Here is a 14881-nt window from a genome sequence, read left to right on the forward strand (position 1 = left end):
CCATTAAAGCGGTTTTTGATTGGACGTTCAATATAAAATGTGTCTTAATTGTTGCGGATTTGGATTTTAATAGTTACAAAAACAGTGGGGATACTGGATGACAGATCTTTCGCAAGACAGAGAAAAGGACAAAATCAATCCGGTTGTTTTTTATACATCCGCAGGACTGATTTTGTTGTTTTCCCTGATGACGATCTTCTTTAGCGACTTCTCTGCCGAGTGGATTGGGCGCACCCTGAACTGGGTGTCGAAGACCTTCGGCTGGTACTATTTGCTGGCGGCGACGCTCTATATTGTCTTTGTTGTTTGCATTGCCTGTTCGCGCTTTGGTTCGGTGAAGCTCGGGCCCGAGCAGTCAAAACCCGAGTTTAGTCTGTTAAGCTGGGCGGCGATGCTGTTTGCCGCCGGTATCGGCATCGACCTGATGTTCTTCTCCGTGGCCGAACCGGTCACGCAATATATGCAGCCGCCGGAAGGGGCAGGGCAGACGATGGAGGCCGCGCGCCAGGCGATGGTCTGGACGCTGTTCCACTACGGACTGACCGGCTGGTCGATGTACGCCCTGATGGGCATGGCGCTCGGATACTTTAGCTATCGTTATAATTTACCCCTCACCATCCGCTCCGCGCTGTACCCGATTTTCGGTAAAAAGATAAACGGCCCGATAGGGCACAGCGTCGATATTGCGGCGGTGATCGGCACCATCTTCGGTATTGCCACTACGCTCGGGATTGGCGTGGTGCAGCTCAACTACGGGCTGAGCGTGCTGTTTAATATCCCGGATTCGCTGGCGGCGAAAGCCGCGCTGATCGCGCTGTCGGTGATTATCGCCACCATCTCGGTCACTGCCGGCGTGGATAAGGGGATCCGCGTGCTCTCCGAGCTGAACGTCGCGCTGGCGCTGGGGCTGATTTTGTTTGTGCTGTTTGTGGGCGACACCTCTTTCCTGCTCAATGCCTTAGTGCTGAACGTGGGCGATTACGTGAACCGCTTTATGGGCATGACGCTGAACAGCTTCGCCTTTGACCGCCCGGTGGAGTGGATGAACAACTGGACGCTGTTCTTCTGGGCGTGGTGGGTGGCGTGGTCGCCGTTTGTCGGCCTGTTCCTGGCGCGTATTTCACGTGGTCGCACCATCCGCCAGTTTGTGATGGGCACGCTGATCATTCCGTTCACCTTTACCCTGCTGTGGCTGTCGGTCTTTGGCAACAGTGCGCTGCATGAGATCATCCACGGCGACGCGGCGTTTGCGCAGGAGGCGATGGCGCACCCGGAGCGCGGATTCTACAGCCTGCTGGCGCAATACCCGGCGTTCACCTTTAGCGCCTCCGTTGCCACCATTACCGGCCTGCTGTTTTACGTCACCTCGGCGGATTCCGGTGCGCTGGTGCTGGGGAACTTCACCTCGAAGCTGAAGGACATCAACAGCGATGCGCCAAACTGGCTGCGTATCTTCTGGTCGGTCGCCATCGGCCTGCTGACGCTCGGCATGCTGATGACCAACGGGATTTCCGCCCTGCAGAACACCACGGTGATCATGGGGCTGCCGTTCAGCTTTGTGATCTTCTTTGTGATGGCCGGGCTGTATAAATCGCTCAAGGTGGAAGACTACCGCCGCGTCAGCGCCAGCCGCGATACCGCGCCGCGTCCGATGGGCGCCCAGGACAGACTGAGCTGGAAGAAGCGTCTCTCGCGCCTGATGAACTACCCGGGCACTCGCTACACCAGCCAGATGATGGAGACGGTCTGCTTCCCGGCAATGGAAGAGGTGGCGCAGGAGTTGCGATTACGCGGTGCCTACGTGGAGCTGAAAAACCTGCCGCCGGAAGAGGGCGAGACCCTGGGGCACCTGGATCTGCTGGTGCATATGGGCGACGAGCAGAACTTTGTCTATCAGATCTGGCCGCAGCAGTATTCGGTGCCCGGGTTTACCTACCGCGCGCGCAGCGGCAAATCGACCTACTACCGGCTGGAGACCTTCCTGCTGGAAGGCAGCCAGGGGAATGATTTGATGGACTACAGCAAGGAGCAGGTGATAACGGATATTCTGGACCAGTATGAACGGCACCTGAACTTTATCCATCTGCACCGGGAAGCGCCGGGGAATAGCGTGATGTTCCCGGATGTGTAAGCGAATCGCATTCTAAATTGATGCCGGGTGGCGGCTTCGCCTTACCCGGCCTACCGCGAGTCAACTTTGTAGGCCTGATAAGCGAAGCGCCATCAGGCTTGTAGCAGCGTCAACACGCTGTCATCCCTTTTGTGCCAGAAGAGGGTGAAACGTGTGCCCTCCGCATATTCTCCAGCCGGGTGTGAAAGCACCAGCACAAGGGTTTTATCATCTAACGCTGCGACTCTCGCACAGTCAAAACCCATGTAAATCTTTACCTGCGGAAACAGCGCTTTAAACAAACTTTCTTTCGCGCTAAACGCGAGCGTCAGCGCCTGTGCAAAAGGGTAGCCTGAACACGTTAAACACGCCGCTTCCTTCGCATTGATAATACCGTCCTGGATTTCATGGGCTTCACGCTCGGAAAGGATCGCCTCTGTATCGATACCTACAAGGGCATGAGGATGGTGAACCACAACCGCCATCGCCTGCGTGCCGCTGTGAGTGATGCTACCCGAAACCCCGTGCGGCCAGAGCGGTTCGCCGCTGGGGCCGATGCCGGGAACGGCGTGGCCAGGTAAGGCATGCGCGGCGGCGATGCGGCCCGCCAGATGCTCGGCTTTGCGTTTGCGTCCGGCGTCAGCCAGCTGTGCGTGATGGGGGAGCCAGAGGAGATCGGCGTCGGTGAAGGTGGTGGGGGCGAAGGTGATGCGGTGAACGGTGAGGCTGGCGAGAACGAACGTGCTGTGGGTTGTGTGCATGGTTTTCCCTTCAGAATTGTGCGGCCTGTTGCCCTCACCCCGGCCCTCTCCCACAGGGAGAGGGGGGAAGTCACTGCCTGTATCAGAATCGGGTATTCACGCTCATATACCACGTGCGGCCTGGCTCATTATAGGTATAAGCCCCTGCGCCGTACATATAGGCACCCGTCGAGGTATTCCCGGTGGTCTGGGCATTACCCGCACGCCACTGACGTTTGTCGAAGACGTTATCCACGCCGCCGGTCAGGCTGACATTTTTGGTCACGTCCCACGTCGCGCTCAGGCCAAGGATGCTATACGGGCTGACCTCGTCTTTCTCTGATCCGGTCACCGGCTGACCTTTGTAGTTATACTTCTTCGGCTGCTGCTTGCCGTACCAGGTGAAGGTCGACTGGAGCGACACATCCTGATGCACCTGCCAGCTCAGGGTAGAGTTCAGCGTGTACTCCGGGATGATCGACAGACGGTCGCCGGTCTCCTTGTTCTTGCTCTGCAACATGTAGGTGATGTTGTTGGTCCAGTTGATGGTATCGCTGACCGGCACGTTCAGGGAACCTTCCAGGCCTTCAACCACCGCTTTCGGCACGTTCTCCCACTGGTAGATATCGGTGGTGACTTTGCTGGTGGAGGTCTGGCCGATTGGCGCATAGCCCGCTTCAATCTTGTTGCGATAGTCGTTGCGGAACCAGGTCACGCCCGCCAGCCAGCCGTCGCGTTTCCACTCCAGACCAATCTCTTTGTTGATGCTGGTTTCGGCTTTCAAATCGTCGTTACCCATCATGTAGCAGCCCACGCCGTCAGAGCTTGCGTAGCAGCCCTGGCCCTTGCTGTATAACAGGTAGTTCGGGTTGGTCTGGTACAGGCTCGGTGCTTTGTAAGCACGCGCAATACCCATCTTCAGGGTGAAATCATCCCCCAGACCCTGCGACAGGTTCAGGGACGGGCTCCAGTTGTTACCCACGATGGTGTGATGGTCGAAGCGCAGCGCCGGGGTCAGCATGGTGCTGTCGGTCAGCTCCATATTGTTTTCCGCAAACAGGGAGAAAATCTCTGCGGAGGTATACGGGCTGCGATCGTCGCTCATCCCTGGAATGGTCCCGCCCTGCAGGGTTTGCGAGAAGGAGGTGGAATCCTTCATGCGCTGCTGGTTCCACTCGGTGCCCAGCGTCAGGTTCTGGTTGACGATGAAATCAATCGGCAGGTTGATCTCACTGTGCAGCATGACGTCGGCCAGGTCGGTATCGGTGAATTTATCGCTGTTGAACAGCCCTTCGGTTCCTCCGGCCAGCCCTTCACCCAGACGCGAGTTGCGGGTGTGTTCGTACTGCGCCCAGTTGCTGGTGGTAATGCCGTTATCCCAGCCGCCATTCCACGTGACGGCGAAGTTCTGACGATAGATACGGTTGGTCTCTTTACCGTAGTTCTTCTTCACCAGCGCATTGTCGTTGTTGGTGTTCTGGGTATCACCGGCGTAGAGGTTGTTCTGGCGGCTGTAGCCCGCTTCAAACTCCAGAGACTGCATTGGCTCAAAGTCCCAACGCACCACGCCATTGATGTCTTTGTTTTCTACCCCTTCACGGCCTGCAGGCAGGGTGTTGGCATAGGCGCCGGTACGCTCGGACTGATGGCCCTGGTTGATGTCCCACGCATCGGCCTGGGTTTTGTCGAGGTTACCGTACATGCGGAAGCTGAAGTCGCCGCCCAGCGGGCCGCTCAGGCTGAAGTTGGTGCGTTTTGTGGAACCTTCATCCTTGTGTTCAGGCGCGTTCAGATAGGTGTTCCAGGAGCCGTGCCACTGGTCGTCGAATTTTTTGGTGATGATGTTCACCACGCCACCTGCCGCACCGTTGCCGTAACGCGCGGCGGCCGGGCCACGGATCACTTCAATACGCTCGATCATCTCAGGCGGTACCCAGCCGGTATCACCGCGGGTGTCGCGCTCGCCGCGCCAGCCCAGACGAATCGAGTTACGGCTGGTCACCGGCTTGCCGTCGATCAGGATCAGGGTGTTTTCCGGGCCCATACCGCGGATATCAATCTGGCGGTTGTTACCGCGCTGGCCGCTGGTGGAGTTACCGGTCAGGTTAACGCCCGGCATGGTGCGGATGATTTCAGACACGTCACGCGCGGGCGGATTTTTACGGATCTCATCGGCGGTAATGGTGGAAACCCCCGGCGCCTGCAAATTCTGCTCGGCGGCGGTGATCACCATGGTGTCTTCATGCTGCGCGGAGGCGGTATTGTCGTCTGCCATGGCAGGCAGCGCGACGCCATAAATCCCTAAATTGACCAGCAAGGCCAGAGAGTGAATCTTTTTATTCATTGGATGTCCCGCTTTTATGGTTTCTTATGAACGCGCTTCCCACAGCGCGGGCATTACGCTATTGCAAATGCAAATAGTTATCAATAATATTATCAATAAAATTTGTCCTGAAACAAAAAAGACTGTTAAACATGAGGTTAGAAGGGTGACGGTGTTAACAACGGGAAGTGAAGCCTGGTGGCAGTCGAAAAACGGCCCGGAATGGGTGCGTGAACAGGGGAAATATCGGGTCACCTTCTGGTGGCGCGATCCGGCGGGAACGCAACACACCTCGGCGGTGAAACGCGTCTGGCTGTATATCACCGGCGTAACCGATCACCATAAAAATGCCCGCCCACAATCCCTCGAACGCATCCCGGATACCGACGTCTGGCAATGGCAGGGCGAGTTCAGCCCCCAGTGGCGCGGCAGCTACTGCTTTATCCCTTCAGAGAATACAGACGATTTTGCGCCCGATGTGTTTCACGGTGAGCAGCCGGATCGCCTGGCGCTGCGCGAAGGCTGGCGCAAGCTGCTGCCGCAGGCAATGTCCGACCCGCTTAATACCCAGAGCTGGCGAGGCGGGCGAGGGCATGATGTCTCTGCGCTGGAGATGCCCGACGCTCCGGTGCAGCCCGGCTGGGATCGCTCCAATACGCCATACCGGCAGCCGGTATGCATTGACTGGCAGAGCAATCGACTGGGCAACCGTCGTCGCGTCTGGATATTTACCACTGGCGATGACGATCCGGAACGCCCGCTGGCGGTGCTGCTCGACGGCCAGTTCTGGGCCGAGAGCATGCCCGTCTGGCCAGCGCTGACGGCGCTTACCCTCGGACGTAAACTGCCGCCTGCCGTCTACGTTTTAATCGATGTGATAGATATGGCGCATCGCAATAACGAATTGCCCTGTAACCCCGATTTCTGGCTGGCGGTGCAGGAAGAACTTCTCCCTCTTGTAAAACAACGCACGCCATTCAGCGACCGCGCAGACCGTACGGTGGTCGCAGGCCAGAGCTTCGGCGGTCTCTCCTCGCTTTATGCCGCACTAAACTGGCCGCAGCGTTTTGGCTGCGTGCTGAGCCAGTCCGGCTCTTACTGGTGGCCGCATCGCGGCGGGCAGCAGGAAGGGCTGCTTATCGCGCAACTGAAAGCGGGTGAAAAAACCGCACGCGGCCTGCGCATCGTCCTTGAGGCCGGGTGCAACGAGCCGCTGATTTACCGCGCGAATCAGGCCATTTACGACGAACTGCACACACAGCAGCAGGTTTACTGGCGTCAGGTTGACGGCGGACACGACGCGCTTTGCTGGCGCGGTGGGCTGACGCAGGGGCTGATGACCCTCTGGCAGCCGCTTATTCACTAACGGAGTCTGTATGGAATTCAGCAATCCTTTCGATAATCCGCAGGGGCAGTTTGCTATTTTGCGTAACGATCAGGGGCAGTACAGCCTGTGGCCGCAGCAGTGCGAATTGCCCGCAGGCTGGCGCATGGTATGCGACGCGCAATCGCAGGACGCATGCCAGCAGTGGCTGGCCGAACACTGGCAGACGCTCAGCCCCTCTAATTATGCGGGGGAGCATGCATGAACCGTCTGCCGCTTGTTGCCGCCCAGCCGGGCATCTGGATGGCGGAGCAGCTTTCCAGCCTGCCGAACGCCTGGAGCGTGGCACACTACACCGAACTGAAAGGCGATATTGACGCACCGCTGCTGGCAAAAGCCATTGCCGAAGGCATGATGCAGGCCGACACTCTGCGCATGCGCTTCACCGAGGATAACGGTGAGGTGTGGCAGTGGGTGGATGCATCAATGACGCTGCCTGAACCGGAAATCGTGAATGCCGGTTCCCATGACGCCGCTGTGGCGCTGATGGACGCCGACCTTAACCAGAACCTTCGTGTCGACAGCGGTCAGCCCCTGGCGTTTCACCTGCTGATTCAGATCGGTCCGCAACACTGGTACTGGTATCAGCGCTATCACCATTTAGTGGTCGATGGCTTCAGCTTCCCGGCGATTACCCGCCAGATCGCCGCGATTTATGCCGCGTGGAAGAGGGGTGAGCCCACGCCTGACTCCCCGTTTACGCCGTTCGCCGGGGTGGTGGAGGAGTATCAGCGCTACCGCGACAGCGAGGCGTATCAGCGCGACGGTGCCTTCTGGGCTGAGCAGCGCAAACAGCTTCCTTCTCCGGTCTCGCTTTCCTCTGCGCCGCTGCCTGGGCGCGCCGCCACCACCGACATCCTGCGCCTGAAAATCGCCGCCGATGGCCGCGCCTTCGGCCAGCTTGCGCAGGCCGCAGGACGGGTACAGCGCACCGATCTGGCGCTTGCGCTGGTGGCGCTGTGGCTGGGCCGTCTCACCGGACGGCTGGACTACGCCGCCGGGTTTATCTTTATGCGCCGCATGGGCTCCGCTGCGCTGACCGCGACCGGCCCGGTGCTCAACGTGCTGCCGCTGGCGGTGAACATTCATCCGCACGAGAGCCTGCCGGAACTGGCGCAGCGCCTGGCAAACCAGCTGAAAAAAATGCGTCGCCACCAGCGCTACGACGCCGAGCAGATCGTGCGCGACAGCGGGCGTGCCGCGGGTGATGAAGCCCTGTTCGGCCCGGTGCTCAATGTCAAGGTATTCGATTATCAACTGGACATCGACGGCGTGGAGGCCACCACCCACACGCTGGCCACCGGCCCGGTGAACGATCTGGAGCTGGCATTGTTCCCGGACGAGCAGGGGGGGCTGAGCATTGAGATCCTCGCCAATAAACAGCGCTACGATGAAACCACGCTGGCCCGTCACGTGGCGCGCCTGAATGCGATGTTGACGCAATTTGCCGCTAACCCGGACCTGCGCTGCGGCGAGGTTGAAACGGTCTCAGAGCAGGAATACCAGCAGCTTACACGCATCAACGATACCGGGCTGGCGCTACCGTCCACCACGCTTGCGGAACTGGTGGCGGAACAGGCGAGCAAAACGCCGGACGCGCCCGCACTGGCGGATGCGCACATCGAGCTCAGCTATCGCCAGATGCGCGAGCAGGTGGTGGCACTGGCGCATCTGTTGCGTGAGCGCGGCGTGAAACCGGGCGACAGCGTGGCGGTGGCGCTGCCGCGCTCGGTATTCCTGACGTTAGCACTGCACGGCATTGTGGAGGCGGGGGCCGCGTGGTTGCCGCTGGATACCGGCTACCCGGACGATCGTCTGCGGATGATGCTGGAGGACGCGAAGCCGTCGCTGCTTATCACCACCGACGAACAGCGTCCGCGCTTTAGCGATCTGTCCGTCGGGACGTTTAGTTACAACACACTATTACCGGCTGCAGAGGCTGAACCGCTGCGGCTGGCGAAGCCGGAGCAGACGGCGTACATCATCTTTACGTCGGGCTCGACAGGGCGTCCGAAAGGGGTAATGGTCGGGCATACCGCCATCGTTAACCGTCTGAAATGGATGCAGGATCACTACCCGCTTACGGCGTGTGACGTGGTGGCGCAGAAAACACCGTGCAGCTTTGACGTGTCGGTCTGGGAGTTCTGGTGGCCGTTTATCGCCGGGGCGAAGCTGGTGATGGCCGAGCCGGACGCGCACCGTGATCCTCAGGCCATGCAGCAATTCTTTGCGCACTATGGCGTCACCACCACCCACTTTGTGCCGTCGATGCTGGCGGCGTTTGTCGCCTCGCTGACGCCGGAAAACGCCGACTGCTGTAAGAGCCTCAGGCAGGTATTCTGCAGCGGGGAAGCACTGCCGACGGAACTTTGTCGCGAATGGGAGCGGCTCACCCACGTGCCGCTGCATAACCTCTACGGCCCGACGGAAGCGGCGGTGGACGTTAGCTGGTATCCGGCATTTGGACCAGAGCTGGCGGCAGTTGCAGGTAACAGCGTGCCGATCGGTTTCCCGGTATGGAACACCGGGTTGCGGATCCTGGATGCGATGATGCGCCCGGTACCGTTTGGCGTGGCGGGCGATCTCTATCTCACCGGCATTCAGCTGGCGCAGGGGTATCTGGGGCGTCCGGATCTCACCGCCAGCCGCTTTATTGCCGATCCGTTCGCGCCGGGCGAGCGGATGTACCGTACCGGTGACGTCGCCCGCTGGCTGGACAACGGCGCGGTGGAGTATTTAGGCCGCAGCGACGACCAGCTGAAAATTCGCGGCCAGCGCATCGAGCTTGGCGAAATCGACCGGGCGATGCTGGCGCTGCCCGACGTGGCTCAGGCGGTGGCGCACGCCTGCGTGTTCAACCAGGCGGCGGCCACGGGCGGCGATGCCCGTCAGCTGGTGGGATATGTGGTTTCTGAATCCGGCTTACCGCTGGATCGCGACGCGCTGCTTGCCTCACTCAGATCGCAATTGCCGCCGCATATGGTGCCGGTGGTGTTACTGCAAATCAGCGCACTGCCGTTAAGCGCAAACGGCAAACTGGATCGCAAGGCGCTGCCGCTGCCGGAACTGACCAGCAAAACCAGCGGACGCGCACCGGAAAGTGCAACCGAAATTGCCGTCTCGCAGGCGTTTGCGTCTTTGCTGGGCTGCGTGGTAAACGACATCGAAGCCGACTTCTTTGCCCTCGGCGGCCACTCGCTGCTGGCGATGCGCCTGGCCGCACAGCTCAGCCGTACGTTCGCCCGCAAGGTGACGCCGGGGCAGATAATGGTCGCCTCTACGGTCTGCAGGCTGAGTGCTCTGCTGGATTCGCCGATAAGCGACGAGCAGGCACAGCGTCTGGGTTATGAAACCTTGCTGCCGCTGCGCGTAAGCGACGGCCCGACGCTGTTCTGCTTCCATCCGGCTTCCGGTTTTGCCTGGCAGTTCAGCGTGCTGGCGCGCTACCTTAGCCCGCGCTGGTCCATTACCGGAATTCAGTCGCCGCGCCCGGAGGGGCCGATGCAGCAGTGTGCGGATCTGGATGGGGTGATTGAACATCATCTGACTACGTTACGTGGCCGGCAGCCCCATGGGCCGTATTACCTGTTCGGCTACTCGCTTGGCGGCACGCTGGCGCAGGGGATTGCCGCGCGTCTGCGTCAACAGGGCGAAACCGTCGCCTTCCTGGGTCTGCTGGATACCTGGCCACCGGAAACCCAGAACTGGGCGGAAAAAGAGGCCAACGGACTCGACCCGGCGGTGCTGGCCGAAATTGAGCGCGAGCGACAGGCGTTTATCGCTGCCCAGCAGGGGCAGGGCTCCAGCGCGCTATTCAACGCCATTGAAGGTAACTACGCCGACGCGGTGCGGCTGCTCACCACGGCGCACAGCTCGCGGTTTGACGGGAAAGCAACGCTGTTTGTTGCCGAGCGCACGCGAACGATGGATCCGCAGGTGGCGTGGTCGCCGTGGGTAAATGAACTGGAGGTATACAGCCAGGATTGCGCCCATGTGGACATCATTTCGCCGCAGGCGTTTGAGAAGATTGGGCCGGTGTTGCAGAAGATGTTGGGGGAGTGATTTCCCCTCACTCTAACCCTCTCCCATGGGGAGAGGGGATGGTTTGCTCCCTCTCCCTGTGGGAGAGGGCCGGGGTGAGGGCATCAGCGCGCACGCTTTCCAAGCGGCACCACCAGCGGCGTGCCCGCCACCGGGTCGTCAATAATCATGCAGCGCATGCCGTAGATCCGCTCGATAAGCGCTGGCGTCACAATCTCCTTCGGCGCGCCCTGCGCCACAATTTCGCCGTCGCGCAGTGCAATTAAATGCGTGGCATAGCGGCAGGCCTGATTCAAATCATGCAGCACCGCCGCCAGGGTGTAACCCTGCGTGCGGTTGAGCTCGCTCAGCAACTCGAGCAGATCGATCTGATGGCTGATATCAAGCCAGGTCGTCGGTTCATCCAGCAGCATAATGGAGGTCTCCTGCGCCAGCACCATCGCGATCCACGCCCGTTGACGCTGGCCGCCGGAAAGGGTGTCCACGCTCTGCCGGGCGAGGTCCGTAATGCCCGTTGCCTGCATCGCGCGGTTAACCGCGTCTTCATCTTCCTTGCGCCAGCGGGTAAACAGCGGCTGGTGCGGATAGCGTCCGCGTGAGACCAGCTCCTGCACCGTGATGTCTCCCGGCGTGGTGGCGTTTTGCGCCAGCAGCCCGATGCGCCTGGCCACCTCTTTACTGGCAAAGCGCTGGATCTGCTCGCCGTCGAGGAATACCTGGCCTTCAACCGGTGTCATCAGGCGGCTGAGGGTGCGCAGCAGGGTCGACTTGCCGCAGCCGTTCGGGCCGATAATCGCCGTGAAATGGCCGTCAGGAATGTTGACGGTTAAGTCATGGGCAACGATTTTTTTGCCGTAACCGAGAGTAAGGCTTTCGCCGCGCAAGCGGGGGGTTGAATCGGTCATTTCTTGCGTGACTCCTGAACGAGCAAGACGATGAGGTAAATCCCGCCAAGGCTGACGGTGACAACGCCCACCGGAAGTTGATAAGGCATAAACAGCCGCTGGGCGCAGAGATCGGCGGCCAACAGTAACATTGAGCCGCACAGCGCCGCCTGGGTTAAGCCCCAGCGGGCCGTACCGCTAAGACGACGCGCAATGTGCGGGGCGACAAGGGCGATAAAGGAGATGGGGCCGGCAATCGCGGTGGAGGCCGCGGTGAGCAACACGGCGACCAGCATCAGCATCAGACGCGAACGCTCAACGCCGACCCCCAGCGCACAGGCGCTGTCGTCACCCATTTCCAGCAGCCGCATGCGCCGCACCAGCAGCAGCGCGGCGATAAACATCAGCAGAATCAATGGCGCGGCAGGCCAGACTTTGCCCCAGGTCAGGCCGTTGAGGGAACCGGCATACCACAGCCCGGCCGACAGCGCTGTTTCCAGCGAAGCCTGCAGCAGCAGCCAGGTATTGAACGCCATCAGCATGGCACGCACGCCGATACCGATAATGATCAGGCGGAAAGTGTCGATACCGTTGCGCCAGGCAAGCAGCCAGATCACCAGCGCGGTCAGTATCCCGCCGGTCATCGCCGTCACGGTGATGGCCGTCAGATGCTGACCAAACAGCACCATCGCGACCAGCACGCCGCTCCAGGCGCCGGTGTTGAGACCCATTACATCCGGGCTACCGAGCGGATTGCGCATCAGCGACTGGAAAATCGCGCCGCTGACGCCAAGCGCGGCACCCACCAGTATCGCCATTGCTACGCGCGGCAGTCGCCACTCCGTCACCACCATCGTGACAGCGCGCGGGGCGCTGCCGGTGAGCGCGTTAAACACCTGGGCCAGATCGAGCGTCACTGCGCCGCTGCACAGGCTTGCGATCGCCAGCATCAGAATGGCGATAACCAACAGCGAAACGCTGACGATCAAACGACGAGAGGGGGCCATCATGCGCCACCTCCGCGTTTACGTCGTACCAGGAAGATCAGGACCGGCGCGCCGATAAAGGCACTCACCACCGAAACGCGCAGTTCGCCGGGAACCAGAAGACGCCCGACAACATCAGCGAACAAGAGCAGGGCCGGGGTTGCCAGCAGCGTCACCGGCAGCGACCAGCGGTGATCGGCCCCCACCAGCCAGCGCGACAGATGCGGCATCATCAGCCCGATAAAGGCAATCGGGCCGACCACTGCCGTCGCACTGCCGCACAGCACGGTGATGACCACTAATCCCGTCAACTGGGTTCGTGCCACGCGGTTGCCGAGCGCGGTAGCGGTGTCGCTGCCAAGGCTCAGGCTGTTCAGCGCCCGGCTTAAACCGAGTGCCACGGCGGCGGCAATCATCACCGGGATGACCACCACCTTAAGCGTCTCCAGCGTGCGGATATCCAGCGAACCGGCCTGCCAGAAGCGGAGCTGATCGTAAACGTCCGGGTTAAGCAGGGCGATGCCGTTAGATAACCCTTCCAGCACGGCGGCAAGCGCCACGCCCGCCAGCGTCAGACGTACCGGGCTAAGCTGCCCGCCGCCCTGGCTGCCAGTGAAGGCGACAATCAGCGAGGCCGCCAGCGCGCCGCAAAAGGCCATTACCAGTTGTTCTGAGGGAGAGGTAAACCCGAACAGCGCCGCACCAAGCACAATGGCAAAGCTGGCACCGCTATTCACGCCAAGAATGCCGGGGTCGGCCAGCGGGTTGCGGGTAAGGGTTTGCATAAGTGCCCCCGCAAGGCCCAGTGCGCCACCGGCAAGTAATCCGGCCAGGGTACGGGGCAGGCGGGCATCCAGCACGATGGTGCAGTCGGCGCTCTGACAGGTACCAAAGAGCGCATCAACAATCACGGAGGCGGGCAGCGGTTTCGCACCAACCAGCAGACTGAGCGCCATCGCAAGGATTAACAGCAGCAATAACACGGGCACGGCAACGGCGCGCACCGCAGAAGAAGAGGAAAACGACATAGCAACATCCATGATTTGATAATAATAGTGATTATCGTTATCTATCTTATTTGGCTATGTTAGCATGTGCGCCCATGGAATGGGTAGAAATAGACTCAAGGTCTTGTCATGAATCAAAAATCCTGGCTGATTAACCTCAGCCTGCTGAAGACGCACCCGGCGTATCGCGCCGTGTTTATCGCGCGTTTTATCTCCATTTTGTCCCTCGGCCTGCTCGGCGTTGCCGTCCCGGTACAGATCCAGACGTTGACGCACTCCAGCTGGCTGGTCGGGCTGTCGGTCACCTTAACCGGCGGGGCGATGTTTATCGGTCTGATGATCGGCGGCGTGCTGGCCGACAGGTACGAACGCAAGAAGCTGATCCTGCTGGCACGCGGCACCTGCGGGGTGGGGTTTGTCGGATTGTGCCTGAACGCAATGCTGCCAGAACCCTCCTTACTCGCCATTTACGCCCTCGGGCTGTGGGATGGTTTCTTTGCTTCGTTAGGCGTGACGGCGCTGCTGGCCGCCACGCCCGCGCTGGTAGGGCGTGAGAATTTGATGCAGGCGGGGGCAATTACCATGCTTACCGTCCGTCTTGGCTCGGTGATATCGCCGATGGTGGGCGGCCTGCTGCTGGCCACCGGTAACGTGGCGTGGAACTACGGCCTCGCGGCTGCGGGGACGTTTATTACCACCTTAACCTTGCTGCGTCTGCCGCTTCTGCCACCGCCACCGCAGCCGCGTGAGCATCCGCTGAAATCGCTGATGGCGGCGATCCGGTTTCTGTTCAGCAACCCGCTGATTGGTGGTATTGCGCTGCTCGGTGGTCTGCTGACGATGGCGAGCGCCGTACGCGTGCTGTACCCGGCGCTGGCGGGGGTGTGGCAGATGAGCGCCTCAGAGATTGGCGTGCTGTACGCCGCCATTCCGCTCGGCGCGGCGTGTGGTGCGCTAACCAGCGGCAGGCTGGCGCAGAGCGCGCGTCCAGGGTTGATTATGCTGTTGACGACACTGGCGTCGTTTATCGCGATGGGGTTCTTCAGCCTGATGCCGGTCTGGGCGCTGGGTGTGCTGTGTCTGGTGCTCTTCGGCTGGCTGAGCGCCATCAGTTCTCTGTTGCAGTACACCCTGATCCAGACCCAGACGCCGGAGGGGATGCTCGGGCGCATCAACGGCCTGTGGACCGCGCAAAACGTGACGGGCGATGCCATTGGCGCGGCGATCCTCGGTGGGCTGGGGGCCGTCATGACACCGGTGGCTTCGGCGAGCACCAGCGGGTTTGCGTTAGCCGTTGTAGGTGGGATCCTGTTAATGGTATTAGCAGAATTGCGCCGGTTCCGGCAGGAGGTTGTATTGAACGACGGTGCGGCCTGATGCCCTCACCCCGCCCCTCTCCCACGGGG

General features: G+C 60.5%; 10 protein-coding genes. 5 read left to right on the forward strand and 5 right to left on the reverse strand.

The features are described 5' to 3' along the window. The first annotated feature begins 97 nt into the window (after positions 1 to 97). Positions 98 to 2131, forward strand: coding sequence for a choline BCCT transporter BetT (betT, locus tag ACOTZF_RS05215; RefSeq protein WP_129251536.1), 2034 nt, complete (start codon positions 98 to 100; stop codon positions 2129 to 2131). 92 nt (positions 2132 to 2223) lie between these two features. Here betT and entD read toward each other — a convergent pair whose 3' ends face one another. Further along, positions 2224 to 2871 (reverse strand): enterobactin synthase subunit EntD, encoded by a 648-nt coding sequence (gene entD, locus ACOTZF_RS05220; protein ID WP_038981032.1) that lies wholly within the window; start codon positions 2869 to 2871, stop codon positions 2224 to 2226. An 82-nt stretch (positions 2872 to 2953) separates the two neighbouring features. Continuing rightward, a complete protein-coding gene (locus ACOTZF_RS05225; protein WP_129251535.1) occupies positions 2954 to 5194 on the reverse strand; it encodes a TonB-dependent siderophore receptor in 2241 nt (746 codons plus the stop codon). Positions 5195 to 5261: 67 nt separating this feature from the next. On the opposite strand from ACOTZF_RS05225, the gene fes reads away from it, so the two are divergent. From fes to entF, 3 genes are read left to right on the forward strand one after another with little or no spacing between them, the layout of a single operon-like run. Further along, positions 5262 to 6539, forward strand: coding sequence for an enterochelin esterase (fes, locus tag ACOTZF_RS05230; RefSeq protein ID WP_277815305.1), 1278 nt, complete (start codon positions 5262 to 5264; stop codon positions 6537 to 6539). 10 nt (positions 6540 to 6549) lie between these two features. Then, the gene (locus tag ACOTZF_RS05235; RefSeq protein ID WP_129251533.1) at positions 6550 to 6762 is read left to right on the forward strand and encodes an MbtH family protein; all 213 of its coding nucleotides are present in this window, start codon (positions 6550 to 6552) and stop codon (positions 6760 to 6762) included. Then, positions 6759 to 10619, forward strand: coding sequence for an enterobactin non-ribosomal peptide synthetase EntF (entF, locus tag ACOTZF_RS05240; protein ID WP_310825186.1), 3861 nt, complete (start codon positions 6759 to 6761; stop codon positions 10617 to 10619). Before ACOTZF_RS05235 ends, entF begins: the two co-directional genes overlap by 4 nt. Before the next feature lie 83 nt (positions 10620 to 10702). Here the strand turns inward: entF and fepC are convergent, their stop codons facing one another. The 3 genes from fepC to fepD are packed head-to-tail and all read right to left on the reverse strand — an operon-like array spanning position 10703 to position 13496. After that, positions 10703 to 11503 (reverse strand): iron-enterobactin ABC transporter ATP-binding protein, encoded by an 801-nt coding sequence (fepC, locus tag ACOTZF_RS05245; protein WP_129318191.1) that lies wholly within the window; start codon positions 11501 to 11503, stop codon positions 10703 to 10705. After that, positions 11500 to 12492 carry an iron-enterobactin ABC transporter permease gene (fepG, locus tag ACOTZF_RS05250; RefSeq protein ID WP_038981026.1) on the reverse strand — a complete coding sequence of 331 codons (993 nt, stop codon included), beginning with the start codon at positions 12490 to 12492 and terminating at the stop codon, positions 11500 to 11502. The genes fepC and fepG overlap by 4 nt, the downstream gene beginning before the upstream one ends. Then, on the reverse strand, positions 12489 to 13496 hold the full coding sequence (gene fepD / locus ACOTZF_RS05255) for a Fe(3+)-siderophore ABC transporter permease (RefSeq protein WP_038981024.1): 1008 nt from the start codon (positions 13494 to 13496) through the stop codon (positions 12489 to 12491). Before fepD ends, fepG begins: the two co-directional genes overlap by 4 nt. A gap of 108 nt (positions 13497 to 13604) precedes the next feature. Between fepD and entS the strand changes: the two genes are divergently transcribed. Further along, a complete protein-coding gene (gene entS / locus ACOTZF_RS05260; protein ID WP_038981022.1) occupies positions 13605 to 14852 on the forward strand; it encodes an enterobactin transporter EntS in 1248 nt (415 codons plus the stop codon). Positions 14853 to 14881: the final 29 nt, after the last annotated feature.

The organism is Enterobacter cloacae complex sp. SHL021 (assembly GCF_049237765.1).
In the GTDB taxonomy this organism is placed as follows: domain Bacteria; phylum Pseudomonadota; class Gammaproteobacteria; order Enterobacterales; family Enterobacteriaceae; genus Enterobacter; species Enterobacter cloacae.